General features: G+C 62.0%; 27 protein-coding genes and 1 pseudogene. 8 read left to right on the forward strand and 20 right to left on the reverse strand.

Going from position 1 to position 26,281, the window contains the following annotated elements; genetic code table 11:
- Positions 1 to 98 precede the first annotated feature (98 nt).
- Entirely contained in the window at positions 99 to 974 is an 876-nt protein-coding gene (locus L981_RS22985) for an NAD(P)-dependent oxidoreductase (RefSeq protein WP_043621601.1), read from the reverse strand.
- An 81-nt stretch (positions 975 to 1,055) separates the two neighbouring features.
- Between L981_RS22985 and L981_RS22990 the strand changes: the two genes are divergently transcribed.
- From L981_RS22990 to L981_RS23000, 3 genes are all read left to right on the forward strand, one after another.
- Positions 1,056 to 1,613, forward strand: coding sequence for a TetR/AcrR family transcriptional regulator (locus tag L981_RS22990; protein ID WP_043621602.1), 558 nt, complete (start codon positions 1,056 to 1,058; stop codon positions 1,611 to 1,613).
- 161 nt (positions 1,614 to 1,774) lie between these two features.
- Positions 1,775 to 2,122 carry a helix-turn-helix transcriptional regulator gene (locus tag L981_RS22995; RefSeq protein WP_043621603.1) on the forward strand — a complete coding sequence of 116 codons (348 nt, stop codon included), beginning with the start codon at positions 1,775 to 1,777 and terminating at the stop codon, positions 2,120 to 2,122.
- Complete coding sequence (locus L981_RS23000) at positions 2,115 to 2,618, forward strand: SRPBCC family protein (RefSeq protein ID WP_043621604.1); 504 nt, start codon at positions 2,115 to 2,117, stop codon at positions 2,616 to 2,618. Before L981_RS22995 ends, L981_RS23000 begins: the two co-directional genes overlap by 8 nt.
- A gap of 597 nt (positions 2,619 to 3,215) precedes the next feature.
- Here L981_RS23000 and L981_RS23005 read toward each other — a convergent pair.
- Together L981_RS23005 and L981_RS23010 are read right to left on the reverse strand one after the other, a co-directional pair.
- Positions 3,216 to 4,025 (reverse strand): DUF1365 domain-containing protein, encoded by an 810-nt coding sequence (locus L981_RS23005; RefSeq protein WP_245281697.1) that lies wholly within the window; start codon positions 4,023 to 4,025, stop codon positions 3,216 to 3,218.
- A 43-nt stretch (positions 4,026 to 4,068) separates the two neighbouring features.
- Entirely contained in the window at positions 4,069 to 4,446 is a 378-nt protein-coding gene (locus L981_RS23010) for a DUF2147 domain-containing protein (protein ID WP_043621610.1), read from the reverse strand.
- 112 nt (positions 4,447 to 4,558) lie between these two features.
- On the opposite strand from L981_RS23010, the gene L981_RS23015 reads away from it, so the two are divergent.
- Complete coding sequence (locus tag L981_RS23015) at positions 4,559 to 4,960, forward strand: DUF2177 family protein (protein WP_043621612.1); 402 nt, start codon at positions 4,559 to 4,561, stop codon at positions 4,958 to 4,960.
- Here the strand turns inward: L981_RS23015 and L981_RS23020 are convergent.
- The 5 genes from L981_RS23020 to L981_RS23040 are packed head-to-tail and all read right to left on the reverse strand — an operon-like array spanning position 4,925 to position 8,788.
- Positions 4,925 to 5,524, reverse strand: coding sequence for a hypothetical protein (locus tag L981_RS23020; protein ID WP_052201966.1), 600 nt, complete (start codon positions 5,522 to 5,524; stop codon positions 4,925 to 4,927). The two genes, L981_RS23015 and L981_RS23020, sit on opposite strands and share 36 nt — an antisense overlap.
- On the reverse strand, positions 5,521 to 6,552 hold the full coding sequence (locus L981_RS23025) for a cyclopropane-fatty-acyl-phospholipid synthase family protein (RefSeq protein WP_043621615.1): 1,032 nt from the start codon (positions 6,550 to 6,552) through the stop codon (positions 5,521 to 5,523). Before L981_RS23025 ends, L981_RS23020 begins: the two co-directional genes overlap by 4 nt.
- Positions 6,549 to 7,364: a DUF1295 domain-containing protein gene (locus L981_RS34675; RefSeq protein WP_043621618.1), complete on the reverse strand. Its 816-nt coding sequence runs from the start codon at positions 7,362 to 7,364 to the stop codon at positions 6,549 to 6,551. The genes L981_RS23025 and L981_RS34675 overlap by 4 nt, the downstream gene beginning before the upstream one ends.
- 3 nt (positions 7,365 to 7,367) lie before the next feature.
- Positions 7,368 to 8,021 carry a ChrR family anti-sigma-E factor gene (locus L981_RS34680; protein ID WP_043621620.1) on the reverse strand — a complete coding sequence of 218 codons (654 nt, stop codon included), beginning with the start codon at positions 8,019 to 8,021 and terminating at the stop codon, positions 7,368 to 7,370.
- Positions 8,018 to 8,788 (reverse strand): sigma-70 family RNA polymerase sigma factor, encoded by a 771-nt coding sequence (locus L981_RS23040; protein ID WP_245281698.1) that lies wholly within the window; start codon positions 8,786 to 8,788, stop codon positions 8,018 to 8,020. Before L981_RS23040 ends, L981_RS34680 begins: the two co-directional genes overlap by 4 nt.
- Here L981_RS23040 and L981_RS23045 point away from each other — a divergent pair.
- Positions 8,788 to 10,191 carry an NAD(P)/FAD-dependent oxidoreductase gene (locus L981_RS23045; protein ID WP_052201967.1) on the forward strand — a complete coding sequence of 468 codons (1,404 nt, stop codon included), beginning with the start codon at positions 8,788 to 8,790 and terminating at the stop codon, positions 10,189 to 10,191. The genes L981_RS23040 and L981_RS23045 overlap by 1 nt on opposite strands.
- Here the strand turns inward: L981_RS23045 and L981_RS23050 are convergent.
- From L981_RS23050 to L981_RS23095, 11 genes and pseudogenes are all read right to left on the reverse strand, one after another.
- Positions 10,169 to 11,134: a magnesium and cobalt transport protein CorA gene (locus L981_RS23050; RefSeq protein WP_043621623.1), complete on the reverse strand. Its 966-nt coding sequence runs from the start codon at positions 11,132 to 11,134 to the stop codon at positions 10,169 to 10,171. The genes L981_RS23045 and L981_RS23050 overlap by 23 nt on opposite strands.
- A gap of 75 nt (positions 11,135 to 11,209) precedes the next feature.
- Positions 11,210 to 11,563, reverse strand: a pseudogene (locus L981_RS35840) (hypothetical protein); the annotation flags it as partial.
- A 107-nt stretch (positions 11,564 to 11,670) separates the two neighbouring features.
- A complete protein-coding gene (locus L981_RS23055; protein ID WP_082006132.1) occupies positions 11,671 to 12,918 on the reverse strand; it encodes a low temperature requirement protein A in 1,248 nt (415 codons plus the stop codon).
- Between the two features lie 232 nt (positions 12,919 to 13,150).
- Positions 13,151 to 14,218 (reverse strand): ABC transporter ATP-binding protein, encoded by a 1,068-nt coding sequence (locus L981_RS23060; RefSeq protein WP_043621625.1) that lies wholly within the window; start codon positions 14,216 to 14,218, stop codon positions 13,151 to 13,153.
- A 17-nt stretch (positions 14,219 to 14,235) separates the two neighbouring features.
- Positions 14,236 to 15,057: a carbohydrate ABC transporter permease gene (locus tag L981_RS23065; protein WP_043621628.1), complete on the reverse strand. Its 822-nt coding sequence runs from the start codon at positions 15,055 to 15,057 to the stop codon at positions 14,236 to 14,238.
- Positions 15,054 to 15,941, reverse strand: coding sequence for a carbohydrate ABC transporter permease (locus L981_RS23070; protein WP_052201988.1), 888 nt, complete (start codon positions 15,939 to 15,941; stop codon positions 15,054 to 15,056). The genes L981_RS23065 and L981_RS23070 overlap by 4 nt, the downstream gene beginning before the upstream one ends.
- Before the next feature lie 180 nt (positions 15,942 to 16,121).
- Positions 16,122 to 17,456, reverse strand: a complete 1,335-nt coding sequence (locus L981_RS23075) for an extracellular solute-binding protein (protein WP_043621630.1) — start codon at positions 17,454 to 17,456, stop codon at positions 16,122 to 16,124.
- On the reverse strand, positions 17,453 to 18,325 hold the full coding sequence (locus L981_RS35655; protein WP_043621632.1) for an ROK family protein: 873 nt from the start codon (positions 18,323 to 18,325) through the stop codon (positions 17,453 to 17,455). Before L981_RS35655 ends, L981_RS23075 begins: the two co-directional genes overlap by 4 nt.
- A 2-nt stretch (positions 18,326 to 18,327) precedes the next feature.
- The gene (locus L981_RS35660) at positions 18,328 to 19,014 is read right to left on the reverse strand and encodes an N-acetylmannosamine-6-phosphate 2-epimerase (RefSeq protein WP_043621633.1); all 687 of its coding nucleotides are present in this window, start codon (positions 19,012 to 19,014) and stop codon (positions 18,328 to 18,330) included.
- A 69-nt stretch (positions 19,015 to 19,083) separates the two neighbouring features.
- Positions 19,084 to 19,830, reverse strand: coding sequence for a GntR family transcriptional regulator (locus L981_RS23090; protein ID WP_043621635.1), 747 nt, complete (start codon positions 19,828 to 19,830; stop codon positions 19,084 to 19,086).
- Positions 19,831 to 20,140: 310 nt separating this feature from the next.
- A complete protein-coding gene (locus L981_RS23095) occupies positions 20,141 to 21,151 on the reverse strand; it encodes a LacI family DNA-binding transcriptional regulator (protein ID WP_052201968.1) in 1,011 nt (336 codons plus the stop codon).
- A 136-nt stretch (positions 21,152 to 21,287) separates the two neighbouring features.
- Between L981_RS23095 and L981_RS23100 the strand changes: the two genes are divergently transcribed.
- The 3 genes from L981_RS23100 to L981_RS23110 are packed head-to-tail and all read left to right on the forward strand — an operon-like array spanning position 21,288 to position 24,756.
- Positions 21,288 to 22,655 carry a uracil-xanthine permease family protein gene (locus L981_RS23100; RefSeq protein ID WP_043621639.1) on the forward strand — a complete coding sequence of 456 codons (1,368 nt, stop codon included), beginning with the start codon at positions 21,288 to 21,290 and terminating at the stop codon, positions 22,653 to 22,655.
- On the forward strand, positions 22,652 to 24,052 hold the full coding sequence (locus tag L981_RS23105; RefSeq protein ID WP_043621642.1) for an amidohydrolase family protein: 1,401 nt from the start codon (positions 22,652 to 22,654) through the stop codon (positions 24,050 to 24,052). The genes L981_RS23100 and L981_RS23105 overlap by 4 nt, the downstream gene beginning before the upstream one ends.
- On the forward strand, positions 24,049 to 24,756 hold the full coding sequence (locus tag L981_RS23110; RefSeq protein ID WP_043621646.1) for a sulfite exporter TauE/SafE family protein: 708 nt from the start codon (positions 24,049 to 24,051) through the stop codon (positions 24,754 to 24,756). The genes L981_RS23105 and L981_RS23110 overlap by 4 nt, the downstream gene beginning before the upstream one ends.
- Positions 24,757 to 24,797: 41 nt before the next feature.
- Here the strand turns inward: L981_RS23110 and L981_RS23115 are convergent, their stop codons facing one another.
- Complete coding sequence (locus L981_RS23115; protein WP_197067185.1) at positions 24,798 to 25,754, reverse strand: DUF2325 domain-containing protein; 957 nt, start codon at positions 25,752 to 25,754, stop codon at positions 24,798 to 24,800.
- Between the last annotated feature and the right edge of the window lie 527 nt (positions 25,755 to 26,281).

Genomic DNA, 26,281 nt, shown 5'->3' on the forward strand with positions numbered 1-26,281 from the left:
GCGGACGCAGCCGGACAGGTGAGGGCGAGGCCCTGATCACTCGCCCTCATGTCTCGATTGGCCACCAGCTAGCTCGCATCCGCTACGCATCGCGGTGGCTATTTGCTTGTGGGCCGGATGACCTTGATCACCGCGCCATGCTGTTGGGCGCCCGCGCCGGCGTCCTGGGCCTGCTGAAAGATGTCGGCCGCCAGCCGTGGAAACGCGTTGCTGATCCCGGTACGCTCGGCATATTCGGTGAGCCAGCGGAGGTCGGCGGAAATCGTCTTGATGGTAGCCTCGGCGTTGTCGAAGCGGTTTTCGGTCATGGCCTTGCCCATCCTCAGCATGTCGTCAGCAAACATTGGCGCGATCTCAGCCATCATGTCGCCAAACACGGCCGGATCGATGCCTTCTGCTTCGCATACAGCGGCGCCGTGGACAAAGCCGAGCCAGTGTCCGGCAAAGTACGCGAGGCCGGCATTGGCCAGCGTCGCCGGGTGGCCAATGTTCGTACCTGCATAGTTGATGTTGCCGGCCAGTGTCCTGAGCAAGGGCTCAGCGGCGGCAAACGCTTTCTCGGAACCGGCGACTGTGATTGCGGCCTCCGGACCGCCGATCTGGCGTGGCCAGGCAGCGATGGCGCCGTCGACATAACGCGCGCCGTGATCTCTGATCCAGCCATCGAACGAGCGGGCATGGTCAGGTGTGCCGGAGCTGAGCTGGATCACCAATTTTCCCTCGAGCGCTTCCCGGGCTACGGGTTCGTCGAGGAGCGACAGTGTTGCCGCATAATCCGAGAGGCAGATCACGGTCACCGGACTGGCTTCCAATGCCTCGGTGACTGTGTCGGCAGCCGTCGCGCCGAGTGCAATCAGCGGAGGAGCCTTCGACATGTTGCGGTTCCAGACAGTCACGCCCTTGCCGGCACCAACCAGGGCCCGCGCCAACGCGCTGCCCATTTCCCCGAGCCCCACTACGCTGACATCGCTCATTACGCATTCCTTCCTTGATTTCAGTTCCTACAAAATGTAACTTACAAAATGTAGAAAACAAGTGGGGCGAGAATGGCAAAGATGCCCAAGGATCAGCGGCGTGAGCAGTTGATCGATTTGGCGATGGAGATCGTCCGGGACAAGGGTGCGGACGAACTGACCCTTGCGACACTGGCTGCACGCGCCGGCGTCAGCCGTCCCGTCACCTATGAGCACTTTGCCACGCGGCCGGGTTTGTTGCTGGCCCTGTTCCAACGCCTCGAAGACAGCTACGCTGAAAAACTGCGACAGGCTCTTGCCGCGGCTCCCGGGGATTTGCAGGCGTTGGCCGACGTGATGAGCCGCGCATATTTCAACTGTCTCGCCGATGTCGGCGCCGAGGCACCAGCCATCTCGGCGGCACTCAAAGGCACCGACGAGATGGCGGCGCAACAAAGAGCCATGGTCGATGAATACGTGCAAATCATGTGCGGAGCGCTGCGCGTTCACTCCAGCCTCACGGATGAGCAGCTTAGCCTGCGCTGCGTCGGTATCCTGGGCGCAGCCGAAGCGATGGCAGGCGAAGCCCGAGCGGTGCAGACACTGGCAGATGAAGCGGTTGCCGCATTGAGCGCGATGATCGTTGGAAGCGTCGTTTAGTGCACGTCGTCGGGCATTCGGCCCAGTCTCGGCCCTACGAGGCAAGCCAGCGCAAGATTTCGCGCCTGCTGAGGCGCCCCTTATCGGGCGGAAGCGTCAAGCACGCGGACGCGCTCCGAGACGCTTGCGCTTCGCGCGTCGGCAGGTTAAAACTGAACTGAATGGTTCAGTATATAAGTTCCCCTCTCGATCTCTCGTTCGCGGCACTATCCGACGCGACCCGCCGCGGGATCATCGATCAGCTTGGGCGAGGGGAGGCGTCGATCACCAGTCTCGCGGACCAGTTCCAGATGACGCTGACCGGCATGAAGAAGCACGTCCAGGTTCTCGAGCGGGCCGGCCTCGTCGTCACGCAAAAGGTCGGGCGGGTGAGAACTTGCAAGCTTGGGAAGGACGGTCTTCAGGCGGAGGCCGAGTGGATCGAGGCGCACCGCAAGCTCTTTGAGGCTCGCTTCGAGGCACTGGACGAAATCATCGACGAACTGAAACGGGAGGTAGGCGATGAATGAGCAAGTTAACGACGCAGCTGGCGCGCAGAACCGCACGTCGGTCGAGCGCAAAGGGGACCGTGAACTCGTCGTAACGCGGACATTTGATGCGTCACCGAGCACGGTTTTCAGGGCATGGAGCCAGCCTGAATTGTTCCAGCGCTGGTGGGTGCCGAAGTCGGCACCCGGCATCTTGCTCGTCTCGTGCGAAATGGATGTGCGTACCGGCGGCAAATATCGACTGGAATTCGGCGCCGGCGGTTCGGACACCATGGCCTTCTACGGCAAGTATCTCGAGGTGGTGCCGAACGAGCGCATCGTCTGGACCAACGATGAGGGCGAAGAAGGTGCGGTCACAACCGTAACCTTTAAGGGTCAGGGCGAGAAAACGCTGCTGACATTCCACGAGATCTATCCTTCGAAGGAGGCGCTCGAGGAAGCTTTACAGGGCTCGGCGACCGCATTGCCGGAGCAGATGGAGCAGCTCGATGCATTGCTTTCTGAACGAGGAGAGTAGCACAGGTCCATTCGCCTCGGTGGAGGGTTGCTGGACGGCCTCCATCAGCCTTTAACGCCGGCGCGGAGGCTCAAGCACCCGTCCAAGCGTAAAGAAATGGCGGTCTGCTTCGCATCTGAGGGGGCGGTCATCCACGCATGCTCGCCAATCTAACCGATCGTCGAAACGAGGCCGCTCGCGGGGAAGTGTAATTCCAATCAGCTAGATACACTTCTATCGGGCGAGTTGCGCTCATTTGGCGCCATTGTAACCTGAAATCGTGCGATTGCGGCAGGCGACGACCCCTGTTGCGGCAGCATGTAGTCCAACTGGAGCCTCTTCGTTATCAGAAGAGGCCCCTTTTTGGAGCGCGTGGCGGAGTTCAGTCAACTTAGGGGGCGCGGCGACGATCCGCGGCGTCTTGATGGGTGACCGAGCGGAACGAATTCGTATGCGACACCAAGCATAGGCTCTGGCGCGCGATGACGGCTCACCCAAGCGCGTCGGAGGGGTTGGCCCGGCGGCCCCATTGCGCTGGTGGTGAGCGGAGGTTTCTTCGATCCGTTGCAAGCCGTTGCGGATTGAAAACGATGTCGCCAGCTTCCGGTCTGCGCCCCTTCATGGGCTCCCGGTCTCATCACTAAAGCTCGCGGATGCTGGCGGCGGTGGACTGCCACGGAAACGGGCGCCCTTCAGCCACAGCTTGAGCGCTTCCCAATGGATACCGGCAATGACCTTCAGCGTCATGAAGGGAAAGCGCACGAGAGCGCGGACGAGATTGGCGTCGGAGACGCAAGCTGCGTTGCCATTGAACGTTGCGGCCAGAACAGGTGTGTTTCCCGTGGTCTCGTGGATGCGCAGCCGCACGGTTTTTCCCGGAGGCAATACCCGGAAATGATAGCGCAAGCCCATGTCCATGAAGGGCGAAACATGGAAGATCTTCGTGCGGCTCTGGCGAATGCCGGCCGCGCTCTCTTCGCCGGGCAACACCGGGGCGACATAGCTGTGCCGTTCGCCGAAGGTGTTGCGCACAGCATAGACGATGGCAATCAGCTTTCCTTGCGCGTCATAGGCGAAATAGGTGGAAAGCGGATTGAACGCGTAGCCAAACATCCGCGGGAACGCGAGCAGCAAGATGCGCTCTGCCGGCGTTGCAATCCCCGCCTTGGCCAACAGGCGATCGGCGAACGCCCGCACGGTTTCGTTCTCTTGTTCGACGTGATCCCGCGTGTGAAAGGACAGGACACCGGGCCGGTCGACGGAGAGCAGTTTCGTCATGCGGCCGAGCTCTTCCAGTCGATCGATGTCGACGAGCAGGGAGAAGACGGAATAGCTGAAGCGGTGGCCGAAGGGGCTCAGCCGCTGATGCATGACCTTTCCGCAGTAGAGGGTTCCCGCCGCTTCGGAAGGCGGCCCGTTTTCCGTCATGCAAGAAATCCTCTGATGGGTCATTTGAGCCTGCCTGCGGCGGTCACTGTGCGGGCGCCCAATGCACGTCCCGGCAAAGGATGCCGCCGAGAATGCATCCGCGCGTCACCAGTGACTTGTCCAAGACGACCACGGTTATCGAATAGGTCCTGTTGCGTTTGGGATCGTAGGCCGTTCCGGCGAGCGTATCGGCCGTTTTCTGCGTGAGCGACATCACGAGACGATCACCGGCCTCCTCGCCTTTGCTCGTATCGCCTATCCAAAGGTTGGTGGCGCAGATGTTCGTGCCGCATGGCGCGATGCGTACGCGGGCATTGCCGTCGTCGCGCATCCAGACACCGCTTGGATCGGCCGGTTGCTGGGCGGCCGCAGATGCGGCGAGTGTCGAGAAGGCAAGGGCTGTCAGAAGAGGGATTTTCATCGCGTATCCTCCATCTCTTTCATACGCGACAGAGAGGCGAATGGTTCACTCCGAGGTGATCCGAAAAGGCGGAGAAGGCGTAAAAGCCGAAAGATCCCACCGGAGTTTCGGCATGAAGACCGCAGTGATCGCCTATTTCGCCGTCGGCATCGCGTTCCTTGTCGTTGATGCCATTTGGCTGACGACCATGGCCGACACGCTTTACCGACCTTTGCTGGGCGACAGGCTCGAACCGGCGTTCAAGCTCGCGCCTGCCATTTTTTTCTACCTCATCTATGTGGCGGGTATCGTCTTCTTCGCGGTCCTGCCGGCGCTTCAGGGCGGCGGAGTGGGAAAGGCAGCCCTCAACGGTGCAGTGCTCGGGATTGTCGCCTATTCCACTTACGATCTGACGAACCAGGCGACCCTGCGCGATTGGCCGCTGGCGGTAACGCTCGCTGACATTCCCTGGGGCGCCTTCGTGACGGCGGTCGGCGCGTCAACGGGATTTCTGGTCGCCAACCGCTTCGGCTGATCGTTCGGCCTCGGCGAGGCGGTTCGAAAAAACAAGCGCGACAAACCCCGTCAGCATCGCAGCACTGATCGCGTTCAGCCGTGCAAGCGCCGCATATTCTTGTGCCGTATAGTCGATCATCGGCGCTCCATAGACCTCGTGGAGGAACAGGAACGCTACAAGAGCCAACCCCGTCAAGGTAAAGGCGACGGCGCGCTCGGAGGGGCGAAACAGGAGAAGCGCGATAACCGAGCAAGGAATCAGGAAGATTTCCACGGCCGAGGCTACGCCAAACAGCCAGGCGCTGAGAACTGTATTTGCGATGCCCGTAAGTGGCAGCAAGACCCGCCCCGCGACACCGCTGCGACGTGAGAGCGCCGGAACCGCGAGAAAGAACGGCGTGGAGAAAAAAGTGAACCAGACCGGCGTGATATCCTGCCTCACCGCCCACAGGACGTAGAGCGGATAGAACGGCTGGTTGGACGCGACGAGCAGCGCGATGGTGTTTGCGCAAGCGACGCGCGGATCCGGATGATCGGCATAGCGCCGCGCTGTTGCAACAACGTTTCTGAGGACCGCGGTCATCTCCGTTCAGCCGGACGGAGCAGATAGTGACTGACGCCCCACTCCATCCCGTCTGCATGGCCGAACAGTCCCGCCGTAGCCAGGAAGAACAACCGCCAGCGCCGCAGCCAAAGCGATGCGTCGCGACCGTAGGTCGTCTCAAAGATCGCCCGGACCTCTTCGCGCTTGCTATCCATGTTTCGCAACCAATCGAGCGCGGTGCGGGCATAGTGCTTGCCGTTCCACCGCCATTCCCTTTCGACGTTGAAACTCTCGCCGAATTCCCGCATCAGACCATGGCTCGGCATGACGCCGCCGGTGAAGAAATGCTGGGCGATCCAGTCCTCCTGGTCGGTATGGTCGAAGCGGTAGGCGCAATTCCGATGGGAGAAAACATGCACAAACAGCTTCCCATCCGGCTTCATCCAGGCGCGTGCCCGTGCCAAAAGGTCCTTCCAGTTCGACATGTGCTCGAACATTTCGACCGAGACGATCCGGTCGAAATGCTGGGCCGACGCAAGGGTACCCACATCGGCGGTGACGACTGCGAGGTTTTCAAGCCCGCGGCGCCGGATTTCCGCCTCGATATGAAGGCGTTGCGACACGGAGTTCGACACTGAGAGGATGCACGACGACGGATAGCGCTCAGCCATGAAGAGAGACAGAGAGCCCCAACCGCATCCAAGCTCCAGCACGTCCTGCCCGTCGGCGAGTTCGGCATGGAGGCACGTCTGCTCCAGTGCCGCTATCTCGGCGTCGGCAAGCTTGGTGTTTGGCGTGTCGTAGAGGCAGCAGGAGTATTTCTTGCGGGCTCCGAGGGTAAGCGCGAAGAATTCGGGCGGCAGTTCGTAGTGCTGCGCATTGGCTGTCGCCGTATGGACGGCGATCGGCCATCCCGCCATGGCCGCTGCGAAATCCGGGTCGGTCGAAAACCTGTCTTGCAATCGGCGACGGGTTCGACTGACAAGGCGTTCGATGCCGAAGCGAAGGGCGCGGTCGGGGAGCGGCAGTCGTTCGGCGGCGGCAATGGCGGCGACGGCAAGTTTCAACGCGATACCTCCTTGGTTTGCGGCCCCGGCCAAAACGCGTTGACGCGCTCTACATAGTCGTCAAAGGCCGGGCCGCGTGTGCGCCACATGTGCGCTTCCAGCGGCGGAATGCCGGAAACGTGGACAAGCAGCCAGTACATGAAGACAGGCCCGGCAAGCGCCGCCCAGCCCAAGGGCCACCCACCCACGGGGCCGATGGCGATCACCGCGTAACCGGTCCAGCCAAGCCACTGGAAGAAATAGTTCGGATGGCGCGAGAAGCCCCACAAGCCGACATCGCAAACCTGATCCTTGTGTGCGGGATCGCTGCGGAACCGCGCCAGTTGCGCGTCCGCAATCCCCTCGCCAACGATCGCGACCGATAGGATGAGGAAGCCGCCGACGTCGGTCCACTGCAGACCTGGGGCCGGGTTGCGGGCCGCGAGAAAAATCGTGCCGGCGAGCAGCAAGGCGGCGCCCGCCTGGATCTCAAGGAATACGAGCAGGCGAAAGCGCCAGCGTGCGCCCCATTCCTCCCGCAGCTTCGCGTATCGCGGGTCCTCACCACCGCCAAGCGTGCGGCGGGCGATGTGCAAACCAAGCCTTGACGACGAGACACCGGCGGCGACCGCAACGGCAAGCCGCCTTGCAAACTCACCCTCCCAGCCGGAAAGCGGCGTCAACGCCGCGGCAAGTCCGGCCGCTCCGAGGAGAAAGGACCAGGTCGCATCGACCCAGCCGGATTTGGAGCCGGCCAGCACGGACAGCCATGCAAGCATCATCGCAAGGGAAAGGGCGGCAGCGAGCAGGAGGAAGAAGGCTGCCGGTGCCATGGCTCAGATCCCGAAGATTGGCTGCAGCATTCGTCCGATCATCCCCTTGAAGCGCATCTTTCCTTCCATGGCGGCAAGACAAACGCATTCATCGTCCGGGTCGACGATCGGTTGGTGCTCCACGTCCTCGTCCATTTCGGCAAGATCGCCGGGTCGAAAGGTTCCGAACCGGTCTGTGTAGGAGCCCGAGACGATGAATGTGAACTCGGTACCGACATGCCCGTGATCGGGCAGGGCCCGGCCGGGCCCAACCTTCAGGAGAATGAGATTGGCGTCGGGATCGTGCGGCACTTCGACCCGGCTCATCTTCATGCCCGGGCCGATCCAGCGCCAGCGTCCGATATCGCAACCGCGCAGTGCCTCCGGAAGCACAACGCCGTCGATCTCAAGCGGGGCGAGGGGACGCGTTGCGGGCGCATCGACCACTTCCTCCGCTTCGATGAGCGCAAGGACGTCGCTCAGTGCGGTCGCCGAAAGAGAGGTCGGAGGCGTATCTTCGAGGAGTGCGCCACCCAATGCCTGATATTCACCGACGCGCGCACGACAGGCGGTGCATTGCGCCAGATGGGCTTCAACAACGATTGCCGGTCCCGCAGCGAGTGTGCCGGCTGCAAAGCGCATCAGGGTCTCGTCCGTCGCGTGGTGATTGGCGGTCATGTCTGGTCTTCCAAAAGCGTGCGGAGGCGGTTGATCGCCAGGCGTGTTCGCGATTTCACGGTGCCGAGCGGAATGCCCAGTTCAGTGGCTATGTCGCTCTGTGATTTCTCGCTGAAATAGGAAAGGCGGATTATCGTCTGCTGCTCGGCCGAGAGTTCCGCGAGCGCGCGACGGACCCGCTCATCGCGCTCGGCGCCAAGGACGTGTTCTTCGACGGAAGCAGGCATCTCCTCCGGATCGGGTGGCAGCTTTGACGGATCGCGCTGGCGGCGCAGATGATCGATGCGAATGTTGCGGGCGATCGTAAAGATCCATGTCGCAACGCCGGCGCGCGCGGGGTCGAAGTAGGAGGACTTGCGCCAGACGTTCAGCATCGTCTCCTGCACGAGATCCTCTGCCAGACCCGATGAAACGGTCAGCCGTAGGAAGTATGTCTTCAATCGCGGTCCAAAGTGCTGAAAGACCAGCGCAAAGGCCTGGCGGTCCCGGTCGCGCGAGACCGCCTTGATAAGGTCGATCAGCTCTTCTGGGGTCGGCGCCTGCCGGTTTTCAATGAGGCTCACGATGGCATACCGCTTTGGCGGCGTGCCATTTCCAGCCTTTTCGTCGATGTCGGTCGAGCTACCATACATGCGCCTTTTTACGCGGCGGTTGCTTCTGCGGATCACCGGCTCGGAATTATTGAACGACGGTGATCCGGACGGGCTCCGCACTCGTAGAATTACAGAAACTACGAGACAAATCGACAGCGGCAGGAAGGTTCCCAATGCGCCATATTTCGCGGTCCGACCGGCCCCTCAAAGTCGCCGTGGTGGGCACGGGCATCGCTGGTCTTTCCGCAGCCTGGCTGCTGTCGCAGCGCCATGAGGTGACGGTGTTTGAGGCAGACGATCGCATCGGCGGACACTGCCACACGGTGGACGCGGATGGCGCGGCGGTCGATACCGGCTTTATCGTCTATAACGAACTGACCTATCCGAACCTGACGGCACTGTTTCGCCACCTTGAAGTGCCGACGAAGGCCTCGGACATGTCCTTTGCCGTCTCTATGGATGACGGCCTTCTCGAATACTCGGGAACCAGCCTTGCCGGTCTTTTCGCGCAGCGCAGCAATCTTGCAAGCCCGCGCTTCTGGTCGATGCTGCGCGATCTGGTGCGTTTCTACAGGGAGGCACCGGAGGGCGTGCGGGACCTCGATCCCTCGGCGAGCCTCGACGACTACCTCAATGGGGCGGGGTTTGGAACAGCCTTCCGCGAGGATCATCTCTATCCGATGGCAGCTGCGATCTGGTCGACGCCAGCGCTCGAGATCGGCAACTATCCCGCGGTTTCCTTCGTCCGGTTTTGTGAAAACCACGGTCTCCTGAAGTTCTTTCGCCGCCCCGTCTGGCGGACCGTTGATGGTGGCAGCCGCGCCTATGTCGAACGGCTTGCAGCTTCCTTTCGCGATCGCATCCGTTTGAAAGCGCCCGTGACGGCGATCCGACGGCTGAACGGCGCGGTAGAGATAACGGTGCCAGGCGCGGAACTGGAATGGTACGACCACGTTGTGATCGGCGCCCATGCCGACCATGCGCTCGGGCTTCTGGTCGACCGTTCAAAACGAGAGGCCGAGACCTTGGGCGCCTTTTCCTATGGGGTGAACGAAACAATTCTTCATAGCGACGAGAGCCTGATGCCGCAGCGAAATCGCGTCTGGGCGAGCTGGAACTACCTGGCGCGCTCGGGTCGCGAGGGCGGCGAGCGGCGCAAGCCCTGCGTGACCTACTGGATGAACAGGCTTCAAGGCATTGAGAGCCGGCGCCCGCTCTTCGTGACGCTCAGCCCGCTGCATCCGCCGGAAGAGCACAAGGTGTTCTGGCGCGGCTTCTATCAGCATCCGCTCTTTAACGCGGCCACCCTTGCGGCACAGAAGCAGCTTTGGTCGCTGCAAGGGCAGTCCAATACGTGGTTTTGCGGCTCGTATTTCGGTTCAGGTTTCCACGAGGATGCCATCCAGGCAGGGCTCGCTGTGGGCGAAGCCCTCGGCGCCGTCCAACGACCTTGGACGGCGTCCGGACTTTCGGACCGAATTTTCCGGAGCGCGCAACCTGTCTTCGACGTGACGTTGGCGGGTCATGCGGCGGAGTGCCAAGGCGGCGCGGCTCCTACAGCCAGCCCGACCTCTTGAACCGCCAGTAGAGGATTGAGCAAAGCGTCGCGATGACACCGAGGACGGCAAAGTAGCCGTAGCGGGTCGCAAGTTCCGGCATGTGCTCGAAGTTCATCCCGTAGATGCCGGCAATGGCGGTCGGCACGGCAAGGATTGCCGCCCAGGCTGCAAGCTGCCGTGTGATGGTGCCTTGGCGCTGCTGCTCCAGGAGATTGGAAGCTTCGAACACGGATGTCATGATCTCGCGAAGGCCGCCGACCAGGCCTTCCACACGTCTCACATGGTCAAGAACATCTTTGAAGAAAGGCTTGGCATTGTCGTCGATGCAGGGCAGCTCGAAATGGGTGAGCTTCCCCGCCACCTCTCCCATCGGTCCGAGCACCCGCTGAAAGCGGATGACGTGGCGGCGCATGCGGAAGATGCGCCTGATCTGTTCGGGCTGCAGGAAGGACACAAGGACGTGTTTCTCGAGTTCCAGAACCTTGTCCTCGAGCGTCTCGACGACCGGCAAATAACCGTCAACGACAAAGTCGATAATGCCGTGCAGGACGTAGTCCGGGCCGTGCTCAAGGAACTTCGGCGACTGTTCCAGCTGTTGGCGCAACTCCTTATGGGAGCGGGCAGACCCATGGCGAACAGAAATCAGGTGGTGTTTGCCCACGAAAATGCAGGTTTCGCCGTAGGTGATCTTGTCACCCTCAAGGTGGGCGGTTTTGACGATGACGAACAACTGATCGCCGTAGATGTCCACCTTCGGCACCTGATTGCCGCTGAGGGCGTCTTCGACCGCGAGCGGATGAAGAGCGAACATGGCCTGAAGATCGGCCATCTCCTCCTTTGTCGGCTCAGTCAACCCGATCCAGGCGAAGTCGCCACCTGATGCTTCGAATGGCTTGGCGGCAAGCGGGATTTCTTCGGCGCGCTTGCCCGAACGATACATGTAGGAGGCGACGACTGGCATGTCAGTGTTCCGGAGTTGCTTTAGGCCTGTGCGGCGGATCTGTCGTGATCTGAGCGCGGCGAGATCGGTGAGGGGCTATCTGTATCCAACCCGGTCATGGTTTGCGCAAGGGGCATAGTCGGGATGATTCCAGATTTGAACCCGCTTCTCCTGCCGCTCGACCGCTCGGTGTCTGACGATGCTCGATGACTGGGCCAGCGCCTGACGGCCAGCGGCGGCGTCATCGGGAGGACGGTCGGTCAGGCAGGCCGCCTCTTCATTTGTTCCCGCTTTGGGATGGGGCGAGCGGACCTGCGATCGGAGCTGAAGTCGGCCATGGCCGCTGCACTCTTCGAAGACCTTTTGCCCAGGCGCTGTCAGTTCAAACTTGCGGCTGCCTCGTAGCGCCAACTGGCACCCCAGTTGCTCTTCCAGCCTTTGGAGTGCCTCGCTGACCGTGGTGGAAACGCGGCTTTATGTCGTGTCGATCGGCCGGCGCGTTCAGCATTAAGAACCGCGCATGTCTCGGAGGTTGCCCCGTCAGTTTGTCGTCCGGGTTACGCTGTCGAAGCTGAGGCACCGCGCAATGCCAGATACTCCCAGATGGCAACGAAAAAGAGGATGGTCGTCGCCAGAAACTGCAGGTGATAGTTGGCGGCAACCGCAAAAAGCATGCCCGCGGCGGCGAGGCCGGCGAGCCCGACAACGTGTGAAATCGGGAACTGGCGCGCCGCGGCCAGCTTTATCCAGATGTTGCCGGCCAAAAACAGCGCCGGACCGCCGAGCACTGCCAAGGCAGTTTTTATCGTGCTTTCTTCTTCGGCGTGAGACAGGCTGAAGTCCTCGCCGACCGCCGTCAGAATGACGCCGGAGACGATTGGCAAGTGGCCATACGTAAACAGATTGAGTGACAGTGCTTCGGGTTTCGACGTCGTTTCCGCTTTGTCGGCGGCTTTCTCCTGCCCGTGGTGGAAGTAGATCCACCACATGAAGCCGGTGCTTAGGAACGCGCTGCAAAAGACGGCAAAGGTCATGTCGTCCGTCATGTGCTCTGCGGCGTTGCGCCCGGTCGTCAGGATCGTTTCGCCCAGGCAAATAATCACAAACAAGGCGCAGCGTTCCGCCATGTGCTTGCCGGAAACGTCCAGCGTCTCGGGTGCCGATCTCCCAAGACCTGGAAGATAGTACCTTAGGGCCGGAGCCAGGTATTCGATGAGGAGAGCGACACTCCACAACGCAATTCGCGCCGTCGTCTCCATTTGCGAGCCCACCAGCCAGAACAGGCTCGCAAGGACCAGCCACAAGGTAATGCGCAAAAAGGTCCGGAAGGATGCGGCGTCGACGCGATGATAGGCGAAGAGCATGAACACGGACCGCCCTATCTGCATGCAGCAGTAGATCATCGCAAAGGCAAAACCATGGTCTGCAAACGCGCCCGGCAAGGCGATTGCCAGAAGAATGCCGCCGAACATCAAGAGAAAGAGCATCAGCCGCACCGGATCCTGCTCGGTGTCGAGCAGATTTGTGACCCACGTCGTGTGGATCCAGATCCACCAGATCGCCAGGATGAGAAGAGCAGCCTCGGCAAGGGCAGTGGGGCCGAAATCAGTGGCGAGCGTCTTTGCGAGCTGGACAAGGGCGAAGACAAAAACGAGATCGAAGAAGAGTTCGGGAAAGCTTGCTCTCGTCTGGTCGGCGTCGGCCTTCCTGATCCAGTGATGCCCTCTTCCCGCCCGCTTGGCCGCTGCCGGCTCTGTTTTCCCGGCCGGAGCGGATGCCGCTCGAGGTCGCGCCGTTACAGACATCTTTGTTCCTCCGCCAAGAGATGGAGAAGAAGTAGAGCGCGCTGGAGTTCCAGCAATGTCCCCAACGATGAAGGATGGCCCCTCCTTTATCCGAGGAGGGGGACTGCTTGATGAACCTTGATCGCCAGGGGTCATGGGCCCTTCATCCTTGCGGATGCTGCAGTGACAGCGGCCAGGGGCAGGACAGGACGGCTTGCGGACTTCCTCCGCTCACAGACCAGAGGCGGACGCTCTAGCGCCAGGCACCAATCGCCGCGCCTGCGCTATCGAACAGCGACGACCGGTTCTCATCGATCCGGATTCCGACGGCTTCGCCGACCCGGAAAGGCGTGTCGGCCGGTGCACTGACGTTGATCAGGCCGAGCCGGCCGGCGCGAACGAAGACGCTCAAATTGCCGCCGAGATATTCGCTCGCCTCGACGACGCCGCGGCAGTGACCGCTCTCCGGTGCAACCAGCGCCAGGTGCTCGGGTCGCGCGCCCAATTGCTCGGGTTCAGACTTCCCCGACATGGGAAGCGTCAGATTGCCTTCGCCGCTCAGGTCGAGACGATCGCCCCGGTCGCGCCGGCAGGGCAGGAGGTTCATCTTCGGGCTGCCGATGAACTGCGCCACGAAAAGGTTCGCCGGTTTTTCGTAGAGGTCTCTCGGGCGACCCTGCTGCATGATCCGCCCGTCCTTCATCACCACGATCCTGTCGGCGAGCGTCATCGCCTCCACCTGGTCGTGGGTCACATAGATCATGGTGGCGCCGAGGGTGCGATGCAGCTTGGCGATCTCAAGCCGCATATCGACCCGCAGCGCCGCATCAAGGTTTGAAAGCGGTTCGTCGAAGAGGAAGCCGACCGGCTCACGCACGATCGCCCGGCCCATGGCGACGCGCTGGCGCTGACCGCCCGAGAGCTCCTTCGGATAGCGGTCGAGCAGGGGCGTGAGCTTGAGCGTTTCTGCCGCGGCCTCGATCTTGGCCTTGGCGGTTGCCGCCGGCACCTTGGCAAGCCGCAGTCCGAAGCCCATGTTCTGCCGCACGGTCATATGCGGATAGAGCGCATAGGACTGGAAAACCATGGCAAGCTGGCGATCGACCGGCGAAGCGGACGTCACGTCGCGGCCATCGATCAGGATTTGCCCAGCGGTCGTCGCCTCGAGGCCTGCGATCATGCGCAGCAGCGTGGATTTACCGCAGCCGGAGGGCCCGACGATGACGACGAGTTCCCCGTCGGCGATCTCGAGGTCGAGCTCCCGGATGATCTCCACCGCGCCGTAGCGCTTGCCGGCTTTCTTGAGCGAAATCGTACCCATGCGTGTCTCCTGGACTATCAACCCTTGACCGCGCCGGCGGTCATCGATCCGCTGATCTGGCGGTACATGACAAGGCCGAGCAGCATTGGTGGAAGAGCGCCGACGATCATCACGGCCGAGGCGACACCCCATTGCACGCCACCGCCGCTTGCGGCGAAAAAGAAGGATGCGCCGACCGTGACCGGAACAGCCTTGGAGGTCGTCAGCATCAGGCCGAAGAGGAACTCGTTCCAGGCGGTGATGAAGCCGAAGATCAGGCTGGTGACGATCGCCGGCCGGCAGAGCGGCGTCACGACCTTGATGAGGATCTGCGTGCGGTTCGCACCGTCCATGAGGGCAGCCTCGTCGAGTTCTGAAGGCAGGTCCCGGATAGCATTGACGAGAATGACGAGTGCGAGCGGCAGATTGACGATCGTGAGGATCAGCCCAAGCCCCAGGCGCGTATCGAGCAGCGCCAGCCACTGGAACATCATGTAAAGCGGGATCGCAAAGATGATCAGCGGTACGGCGCGCAGATTGACGATGAAGGGCAGAAGCGTGCGTTCGCCGATTCTGCCACGGGCGATCGCGTAGGCCGCCGGAAGCGCCAGTGCCACGGCAAGCACCGTGCCCATCAGCGCCACCGCGAGGCTGTTGAACAGATAGAGGAAGATGTTCAGCCGGTCGGAGACCTCAAAGACGGTGCGGTAGTTCTCGAATGTCGGGGCCTGTACCCAGAGCCCGGGATTGCCGGAGAGCTCGCGCGCGCTCTTGAACGAGGTGGAAAGCGTCACCAGCACCGGGAAATTCAAGGCGATGGCGGCAATGGCGAAAACCAGCCAACGGAGTGCTGTGATCATCGCTTGGCGCCTTTCCGCCGGCTGGCGAGAGCGTTGAGGCCGTAGAGCACGGCGAATGAGGCGACGAACAGGACGACAGAGGCGGCAACCGCCTTGCCGATGGCGCCCTGCTTGAAGAAAGCTTCGTAGATGTAGATCGACAATGATGCCGTCGATCCGCCGGGACCGCTGCCCGTCAGCACATAGACATTGTCGAAGACCCGGAAGCCGTCGATGAAGCGAATGAGCAGGGCGGCGGCGATCGTCGGCCCCATCATCGGCAGTTCGATGAACCACAGGCGCTGCAGGCCTCGTGCCCCATCCATGGCGGATGCTTCGGCAATCTCGGAGGGGATCGCCTGATAGGCCATGTAGAAAAGCAGCAGCGTGAACGGTGTCCACTGCAGCGTCTCGACGACGACCAGGGTCCAGAAGGCCGAGCCAGGCCCAAGGAACGAGATGCTGGCGCCGAAATAGGTCCAGAGATAGTAGGGCACCGGGCCGACGAACTCGTGCAGGACAAGGCGGTACATGAGGCCGACCAGCGCCGGCGCGACCATCAGCGGCAACATCAGGATCGCCATCAGCCAGCTCCGCTTTTCGATCAGCGGCGACAAGAATATCGCCAGAAACAGGCCGAAAAGACATTCGAGAATGGCGGTCAGCAAGCCGAAGCGCAGCGAGAACCAGCTCGCCTGCCAGAAGGCCGCATCGTTCCAGACCGAGAGGAAATTCTTGAACCCCGTAAATGCCGGCTCACGCAGTGTTTCGAAGGAAACCTCGGAGACCGAATAGATCAGATTGACGAGGGCCGGGAAGCCCAGAAACACGAGCAGGAAGAGGACGAGCGGCGTGGCGAGCAGCCGGAATTCAGGGGCATTGGATTGCGGTCTGGCTATCGTCATGGCACCGATCTGTGTCTGTTGTCGGACGGGCAAGGGGACGCAAGGTGTTTCCTCGGTCCGCTTTTTCGCGCCTGTTACGGGAGCTCTTGCCAGCCCACATCCTTGAGAGCGGAGGAGCTTGCCCAGTACCCGCTTGTCGTGGAGGGCTGCGGCGTCCTGTCGGCCACCGCAGCCTGTCACTTACTTCAGCAGGTCTGCCATGCCCTTTTCGGTATTGGCGAGCGCGTCGTCGATCGACTGCTGGCCGGACCAATAGCCGGTGAACTCCTTGGCCTGCAGCTCGTAGACCGAAAGCGCCTTGGCCGACGTAGCGCCGTTCATGACGTAACCGTACTTGCCGGCGAATTCGCCCAGCTTGACAAGATCAGGCCGGGATTCAGCAACTTCGGCAACCACCTCAGGTGTCAGGGCCGGCGCGCCGTTGTTCTTGGCGTAGGTCAGTGCGGCTTCCTTGGAAGACAGCCACTTCAGGAACTTGGCCGCCCCCTCCTTGTTTTCGGCATTCTTGTTGAGGCCGAAACCGAGGCCGTGGATGTGAGTGAAGCGCCCTTCGGGACCTGCAGGGGGCGCAACCGTTTCGGTCACGTCGGCAACGGCAGGCGATTTTTCCTTGCTCGTCAGGTCGCCGGCGGCCGCATTCCATTGCAGCATTGCGGCCACCTGGCCGGAGGCAAAGGCGGCATTCGCCTCGGCAAACTCGTAGGACAGCGAGTCCTTCGGGGTCGCGCCATTGTCGTAGAGCAGCTTGTAGATCTCGAGGCCCTTGCGATAGGCATCGGAGTTGACGGTGATCTTGCCGCTGTCGTCCATCCAGTTGGCACCATAGGCGCGCGGTACCGACTGCCAGACCATGATGTTGAACAGCAGGTTCTTGAGCTGCAGCACCGTGCCGTAGCGGGTCGGGCTGTCCGGGTTGACGGCCTGGGTGAAATAGAGCGCGGTGGCGGCGTAATCGTCCCAGGTCCATTCGTCCGGGGTCTTCGGCTCCAGCTTCTTGCCAAGGTACTTCTCGGAGATCTCGGCATATTTCGCCTTGCCGGCGTCATCCTTCAGCAGGGCCTCGATCAGATCCTTGCGGAAATACATGAAATGGAGCGAGAGATCGGTCGGCACCCCATATTGCTTGCCCTGGTACTGCATGGTCGACAGAACGGAATCGCCATAGACCGCCTTGGCTTCGCTCGAGAGCTCAACCGGCTCCATGAACGGCGCATAGCGGCCGATCGAATAGGTGGCAAGCAGATTGAGATCGAAGGCTTTCGAACCGGCGGCGAGGTCGGCCTGCAGCTTGTCCCAGAAGCCGTCGCGGTTGAAGAACAGAAGTTCGACCTTGTCGTTTTCGGCGACATCGGACTTGGCGTTGTATGCATCGGCAGCGGCACGCAGCGCTGTCTCTTCCGGGCCGCCCGGCCAGCCGAGAACGGTCACTTCCGCAAGGGCTGGCGTTGCCGCCAGCAGCCCGGCAATGCCCGCGGCGGCAAGCAGTGCATGTCTTTTCGTGGTCGCAAATGTCATCTTTGGTTCTCCCTCAAGTTTTGTTGACGCTCTGCAAGATCAGCGATGCCGATCACCCCTGCATTCTCCCCAAGGGCGGCGGCGTGTAGCGATGGTCGAAGGCGTGGCGGCACTGCTTCCAGTCCGCGGTCTACGGCGGCGAGATAGCCTTCGGCCAGACCGATGCTGCCACCGATGACGATGCGCCTCGGGTCCAGCGAAAGCTGGATGTTGCGGCAGAGCAAAGCGGTTCGCTCCGCGGATGTTGCAATGATGCGCCTCGCGAAGTCGTGTCCGTCGCGAGCGGCGGAAAAGACGTCGCGTGCGGTTGCGCCCGATTGGTGGGGGGCTGCCTGCCTGGCGATCCAGTGGCCGGAAATGTGGTCTTCAAGCGCGTCATCTGGCCATTCGGCGCTGCGCGACTGGCCGAAGTGTCCGGCAAGCCCTTCGAGCAGGCGCCCGTTCAGGACGACGCCCCCGCCGATGCCGGTCGAGATCGTCAGGAAAACCATGTCTTCGCGGTTGCCTGCGCCGAAGGTGTATTCGCCCCAGGCGGCCGCGTGGGCGTCGTTTGCAGCCAGCACCGGCACACCTGCGAGCCGCTCGATCGTTTCCGTCAGAGCAAAGCCGTCGGGGATGTCGAGGGTCTTGCGATTGAGCGCCGACCATTGGCCGTTATCGACAATACCGGTAGCCGCGGCGCCGACCGAGCCATAGGCACCGCGCCAGGACGCGATTGCCCCGAAGAGGGCGGTCAGCCATTGCGCCGGGTCGCCTTCGCGGGGCGTCGGCATCCGGTGCGTGTCGACGATCTCTGTTCCCCGGACAAGGGCAGCGAGCATTTTCGTGCCGCCGACATCGATCGAAAGAACGGTCCGGGGCTTGCTCATGGTCAAGCCTCGCTTCCGGCAAGCGTTTCGTCGAGCGCCTGCCGGAACCACGCCGTCACGTGCTCGGGACGCGTGATCGCGGAGCCGACGACGACGGTGAAGGCGCCTGCCTGAAGCGCCTGAGCGGCCTGTTCGGGCGTGCGCACACAGCCTTCGGCAACCACGTGAGGGGTCAGCCTGCGCATGGCGGCGATGAGGGCGAAGTCCGGTTCCGTCGGCTCGACCGGTCCCGTGTACCCGGCAAGTGTGGAACCGACGATCTGCGCGCCTTCGATAAGCGCGCGCTCGGCGTCGGCAATGACCGAGCAATCGGCCATGGCGATCTTGCCGGCGGCGTGGATGCGCTCGACGAGCGTCTTGGTCGCAACCGGCCGCTCACGGGACGTGGCATCATAGGCGATGATATCGGCGCCGGCTGCGGCCAGAGCGTCGACGTCTTCGATGAAGGGGGTGATACGGACCGGTGACGTGTCCAGGTCGCGCTTGACGAGGCCAATAATCGGGCGATCGGTCGCCTGTCGCACGGCGCGAACATAGTCCGCGGACTCGATGCGAAGGGCGGTTGCGCCACCGTCGAGCGCGGCCAACGCGAAACCGACAACCATGGCGGCATTGTCCATGACGCCGCCCTTCACCGGTTGACAGGAAACGATCAGGCCGTGCTTGAGGCTATGGATGTCGAAGGTCACGCAGGCTCTCCCAATGGAGGCCTAACGGTAGCAGTGTAAGACCAGATTGCAACAGGAATTATACTGGTATTATCTCATCAGTTCGATGACGAAGTCGTACACGTCGCCCCGATACTTGGTCTGGGTGAACTCGACGATCTGCCCGTCGGCCAGGAAACAGCGCCGCTCCATGACGAGCAGGCTCGTACCTTCGGGCGTTTCGAGCAGGCGCCGCTCCTCCTCGCTGGCGGGCTTGGCCTGCATGCGCTGCAGTGCCCGGACGGGTAGCGCGCCGTGGGTGGCGAGGTACTCATACAGGGATGCGCCGATTGCACCGGGATCCGGCACGAAGCGGGCAGGAAGCGATGCCGTTTCGATCGCGATCGGGGTGTCGTTGGCGGTTCTCAGGCGTCGGAGGCGCACGATTTTTTCGCCCGCCGGAATGCCGAGCGCCATCATTTCGGCCGGTGACGGGCGACTGATTTCGCGGGAGATCCAGGTGCAGCCGGGTTCGAGCCCGCGCGAGCGCATGTCTTCGGAAAAGCTCGTCATCGTCGCCAGCGACTTCTCAACGCGTGAGGAAACCACGGTCTTTGCGCCTTGACGGCGGTCGAGCAGGCCATCGGCAACCAGGCCCTCGATCGCCTTGCGCACCGTTACGCGCGAGATCGAAAGGCCCTCGCTCAAGTCCCGCTCGCTGGGGATGACGGCGCCACGGCGGAGTGTCGATGCGTTTATGGCCTGCTTGATCGCCTCTTCAAGACGGCGATAGAGCGGCTCGCTGCTGTCGCCTGACATTTGGTTGGCAAGAAACGCGAGCGCTGTCTGATCGTTCATGGGAGATCACCTTTCCGGATGACTCCTTATGCAAAATTTTTCCTGGGTTTTAAACTGGTATTGTTCCGATTGGTCTCAATGCCCCATGTCGGAACCAAATGAGGCGACGATCCGTCGTGGCGAACTGTGTCCGACACGAGTGAGGCTTCGGGTTGTTTTCCCTGTGCTCGACGATGGTAACGGGCGAAACCCGGCAAGATCGGTTCGAGGTGCCGGTGGCCGTAGCTCATAATGGTCGCGTCGCGAAGTGAAGCAGTATGCGGCCATCCGTGCGCATGTCGGGCCACAGCGCTCTTGGCTTGAGTCTTGCTCAGAGAGTATCACGCGAAACCAGCGAAGAGGGGCGTAGGATCAGCCCTGGTGGCGGCAGGTCCGCTGGTTCGATGTTCACCTGCTCCAATCGCGCCAGGAGCAGGTCGACTGCGGCGGCGGCCACCTCTCCAAGGTGCAGATCAACTGCTGTCAGTGGAGGGGTGGCAAGCTTGGCCCGCATGCCGTCGTAGCGGGTCGCGATCCGTAGATCGCGTGGGATCTGGCGCCCGGTGGCGTGGGCCGCGTTGACAACGCCTGTCGCAAAGGCGTCGATCGGCACGCAAAGAGCCGAGATGGAGGGATTGGCGCGCAGCAAGCTTTCAGCGGCGATGGTTGCCGCCTGCTCGCCCCCCTTTTCGTCGATGCGAATGGCGAGTGGCAGAAAGCCGCTTTCGGCCATGCGCTGCGCATAGACAGCCTCCATCTCGATATAGGAATTGCGCCTTTGTTCACCCGTTATCAAACCGATCTGGCCATCGCCCGCAAACAGGTGATCGAGCAGCAGATGTGCGGTGGCCGTGCTCTGCAAATCCACGAACGGAAGATCGTGACGGCCAGGCGCGCGCCCGATGCACACGACCTCGGTCCCGCGGGAGGAAAAGAAATCCAGCACCGGGTCGTCCCGTTCCGGCTCCACGACGATGGCCCCGTCTACCTCAAGCGCGTCGAGGCGGTCGCGAGGCCCGAGCGGAGGGACGAGGCAAAGGGAAATGCCTCTGGCAAAAGCCGTTACCGCGGCGGCGGCGGCAATTTCCATAAGGAAACCCAGCCTCGACGGTCCGGCGGCCACCGCAAAGGGCATCGATGAAACCAACGCAATCGATCCGGCTCTGCCGGTGCGCAAACGCTGCGCACGGTGATTGGGACGATAGCCCATCTCCTGCGCCAGCGTCTCGATGCGTTTGCGCGTTTCCGGCTCGACGTAACGCCGGCCACTGAATGCGTGCGAAACAGTTGTGACCGACACTCCGGCCGCCTTGGCAAGGTCGGCGATAGTAGGTTTGCCCATCAGTCCTCCGATCAACCTCTCCTATCACGCCGATCGTACCGAAGCAAAACGATTTGCAAAGCCGCGATTGTGTGTTAGTGGATGCGCATGCAAAACGATTTGCATAACGGCTTGAGGAGGCCGGGAGGAGGAAAACATGCAGAGTGAATTGAATGGAGTGGTCGAACCGGTCGATGAGGGGCTGCCGCTGCGCAGCCTGTTCCTGTTCGGTCTTCAACACGTGCTGGTGATGGCCGCGTCTCCCATTACCGCCGTCTTTCTTGTCAGCAAGGCCCTTGGGTTTTCGGACGCGGTGACGGTCTCGCTCATCAGCGCCACGTTTTTCGTCTGTGGCCTCGGCTCGATGCTTCAGAGCTTCGGGCCAAAGGGGTTTGGCGCACGCCTGCCCTTCGTGATGGTGCCGGGCGGCGCACCGATTGCAATCTTTCTGGCGATCGCCCAGCAGACGGATGTTCAGACCGCCGTGGGCTCCGTCATCGTAACGGCTCTCTTTTACTTTCTGGCACTGCCGGTCTTCCGCAGGTTGCTGCGTTATTTTCCGCCGATCGTCGTTGGAACGATGCTGTTGCTGGTCTCGGTCAATCTCGTGCGCATCTATGGCGTGACCATCACCGGAAAGCCTGGTAGCGAAGGTTTCGCGGCACCCGTTGAGGTCGGGCTGGCGCTGATCACGATCATCCTGACGGTCGCTGCGGCGCGGGTCTTTTCCGGAACGCTCCAGCGGCTCGCCGTCATGCTCGGGCTGGTCGGGGGTGCGCTCGTCGCGCTCGTCATCGGCCACATGGATCTGTCCGGCGTGTTTGACGGGCCGGTCATCGCCGTTCCGCAATTATTCCCCTTCGGCATGCCGAAGTTTGACCTCGTCGCAGCCATCCCGCTGATCGTGTTCTCGATCATTTCCATGGCGGAGGCGACCGGTCAGACGATCGCGACGGTGGAAATCGTCGGCCGACGGGGAGATGCCCATGCAATCGTGCCTGCGACCATCCGCGGCGATGCACTGATGTCGCTTGTCGGTGGCCTGTTCGGCACATCGCTGATCATCACCAGCGGCGAGAACGTCGGGATCGTGCGCGCGACCGGCGTCAGGTCCCGTTATGTGACGGCAATGGCGGGCGCCATCCTCGTTCTCATCGCTCTCTTCGCGCCGATCGGCCGGATGGCCACGGCATTGCCTGAAGCCGTCGTCGGCGGCACGGCCGTCATCGTCTTTTCGATTATCGGCGTCATCGGGATCGACCTCCTGCGTCGTGTCGATCTGCGTGAGCATGGCTCCATGTTCACGCTCGCTTCTGCCCTGTCGATGGGGCTCCTGCCGATCCTTGTGCCCGGAGTCTACAGTCAGTTCCCGCAATGGACGCAGATGATCCTCGGCAACGGACTTGCCGCAGGCACGATCACCGCCGTCGTCGTCAACGCCATTTTTTCGCATTGGGGCCAAGCGGGACGATCCGCGATCGCGACGGCGCCTCTACAATCCACCACTCAAGGAGCAAGCGAGTGAGCGCAATCCGCCAACAACTGTCGACAACCGGCGACCTCGTGCTGCGCCCAGGGCAGGTGCTTCTGCCCGAAGGCCCGCGCAGCGGAAAAGCCATTGTCGTGCGCGACGGTATCTTCCACCGGATCGACACGGTGGAAGCAATCGCCCGGGACTTTCCCGAAATTGTCCCGATCGACCTGCCCGACCATCTGCTGATGCCTGGCTTCATCGATACCCATACGCACCTGACCCAGTCGCTCGGCAAGGCCCTCGTCTTTGGAGAACCGTCGGAAATCTTCCGGCGGGTCTGGGTGCCGCTGGAAGGCAGCCTCAATGAGCGCATGGTCTATCTCTCGGCAAAGCTTGCCGCATGGGAAGCGTTGCGCGGCGGATTTACCACCGCCGTTGACGCCGGTACTCGCTCAAAGGGCCATGTCGGCGCGCTGGTGCGGGCTGCAGAGGAGGTGGGGCTTCGAAGCGTCGTCGGCTTTATCTGCAACGATCTTTCCGGAAGTGCTGAGATCGCCGAACCCGCCGCCATCCTGCGTCTGGCCGAAGAGCACGTGTCCGCCTACAGACGAAACCCTCTGATCCACCCCTCGCTGGCGATTTCTATCCCGGAGGCCGCCACGGACGGAATGCTTAGAGCGGTTTCCGAAATGGCAGCCGCGTCCGGGGCGGTGTTCCAGACCCATGTCAACGAACACCTCGTTGCCGTTGAACGCTCGTTGGCAGCAAGAGGACGGCGACCGATCGAGCACCTGGCGCATCTGGGTGTTCTTGGGCCCCAGGTCCTGCTGGCACACTCGACGCTCGTCACGCCGCATGAACTCAATCTCTTGGGCGAGACTGGCACCGCCGTCGCTTACAATCCTGTTGCCACCTTATGGAAGGGGAATGCCGTCGCACCAGCCCTGCAGATGGCAGCGCTCGGCATCAGGTTCGGGCTTGGAACGGACGGAACGCGCGCCGACGCGTTCCGTCTGATGGATGCGGCCGAAGGCCTTCAGCGCGCGGGCTTCGGACTTGCAACCGGGGATTCTTCCTGCGGCGGCGGCTGGCTCTGGCTCGATCGGGCAACGTCCGGCGCCGCAGACGCTGCGGGCCTTGCCGGTGTGACCGGATCGATCACCGAGGGGCTTGCGGCCGATTTCCTGCTCGTCGATCTCGACCGGCCTGAATTTACGCCCTCACACGATCTGACGTGGGAGCTTGTCCGCTACGGCAATCGCGATCAGATCGACGCGGTGTTTACCAACGGCCAGCTTCGGCTGTGGCAAGGCTGGCCGATCGACTGGGATGCCCGGGCGCTTCTCGAAGAGGTGCGCGGCGAGACGGCAACCGCCATTGCCGAGGCGCCGATCCAGCGCATTCACCCGCTGTCGGAAGCGCACCGTCGTCTTGGGCAATACCAATGAGTTTTGGTCTTCTTGCCGTTCTCTCCGCCGTGACGTTCGTCTCGGCCTTCATTCAAGGGTCGATCGGCATCGGCTTTGCCCTGATCGTCGCGCCGATCGTCGGGATGCTGAAGCCCGATCTGCTGCCGGTGACCCTGCTTTTGCTGATGCTGCCGCTCAATCTGCACGTGGCGGCGCGAGAGCGTGCCCATGTCGACTGGTCGGGTGCGACCTGGATCACGATCGGTCGCTTCGCGGGAACCTTCGGTGGCCTGTGGTTGCTGGCAGCGCTTTCGATCGAACAACTGGATCTTGCCGTCGGTGTGTTTACGGTGGTTGCAGCCGTTGCCGCTCTCGTCGCCCCGCCGTTCACGCCGAACAGGCCGAGCGCACTCGGGGTGGGATTGTTCACCGGCGTCACCGAAACCGCCACGGGCATCGGTGGCCCGCCGCTTGCGCTGCTCTACCAGCACGCCAAGGCGCCGGTCCTAAGGGCAACGGTCGCCCTTTGCTTCTTCGTCGGCGAGGTCATGTCCCTCGCCGTGCTGGCCATATCCGGACGCGTTGGGTCAGAGCAACTGCTCGTCGCCCTTTATCTGACGCCGGCGGTACTGCTCGGAAGTGCGGTTTCAAGACACGTCCATGGCCGCATCGGCGGCCGCGGCCTGCGCATCGCCGTCCTCGGCTTTGCCATCGTCAGTGGGGTGTTCCTGATCGTCCGGTGAACGGGGCCCTCGCGACCGCAGGCATGGACAGATCACCGGAGCTATGGACGTCCATAGGCTCCGCCGGCTCCGCTGATGGCGGTGAGGAAGCTGGCAAGCCCGGCGGAGCGAAGCGGTAGATACTGTTTTTGCTGCTCGCGGCAAAGGCGTTTGACCAGGCCCACTGCGGCGTGACTGATGTGATCGACCGGAAAGAGGATCGTCGCTGCCTGCCCGACGAGGGCAGGCAGGAGCGTCGTGCTGTCTTCCATGCCTCCATCGTGGAGGAGAAGGTTGATGCCGCGTATTCTTGCGTAGGCGCGAAGGTGATCAAACAGATTGCGGCGGCCGCCGACATAGAGCACGGGGCCGGTAAGCTGCGCGGGCGGCGTGTTGCTGTCGTCCCTGATTTGCGCTGTTATTGCCGCCTCGAGGGCTTCGTTCTCGCGTAGGACCGCATAACGCAGGTCCTGCATTTGCTCCAGTTCCCGCTGCAGAGCAGCGGATTTCTCCTCGGATGCGGCAAGGCGCTGGGCGAAGGCCTCGCTGCGGATGTCGTCCGTTTCCTTGGCTTCAGACAGACCCCTCGTGCTTCTTGCGATGCGCGCCGAGGGGGCGACAGCCGCGGCGATCGCTTCGGCGTGGATCGCTCTCTCTTCCAATTGCCGCAGGCGCTGTTGCAAAGCGATACGCTCATTGGCCGCCGCCTTCAGACGTGTCTCCTGCCGGGCGGTTCTTTCGCGTTCCTGTTCGAGTTCCTTTTCCAACTGGGTCAGTCGTGCGATGTCGAGACGACTTGCGCTGCCGACCAGGTGCGACAGCATATGCACTTCCCCGAAGATCTCGCGCATCAATTCGGGCGATGTTCCCGGATGGCTCATCAGCGCCCAGAACGGGCCAGCGATGTCACCGCGCTCGAAGGAACTGCGCCAGATGTTGCGGAGTTCGTCTTGATCGGCCTGCCGGGGAATGCGCTTGATGCTGCTCTCGTGACGTTTGTCGAGCGCCTTGTTGAGCAACTTTGCCGCCTGATCCCGCTGACCAGCAAGCCACACGCCCCGGCCGTGCAAGGTATGGTCGGTCGCAGCGCGCGCATCATCCTGGCCGGCTCTGATCAGAACCTGGCGCAATTCTCCTGACGTCAAGCAGGTGCCGATGATCGAGCAATGAAAGGTCGAGGCAATGTCCCAGGTCCGCAAGCGATGGGCACTGATCCTGGGCGTGTGACCATCCGGACGTGCAGCGAAGGACAAGGCCGCAGCAGGCAGAGGGACACCGTGGGATTTGAGACGGGGCAACGTGGGCATGGGCGTTCCGGAGCTAGGGCAGTTGCTGGCACTTCGAGATACGGCCGCGCGCGTCGCACTTCCGCGGCCGGGCCTCTTCGTCACAGGTAATCTTAACTATCGTTGTATTTCAAGAAATATAACGATAGTTGAAAATTCGTGCCGTGACGGGAGCCGCGGAATTCCCGCCCGTTTGTCGCTGCGCCGTTCAGTGAAGAGCCGTGCGTGTCTGTAATGGAGCGCTGCCAAAAGGTCTTCCC

It is taken from the genome of Ensifer sp. ZNC0028, from assembly GCF_000799055.1.
Lineage (GTDB): Bacteria > Pseudomonadota > Alphaproteobacteria > Rhizobiales > Rhizobiaceae > Ensifer.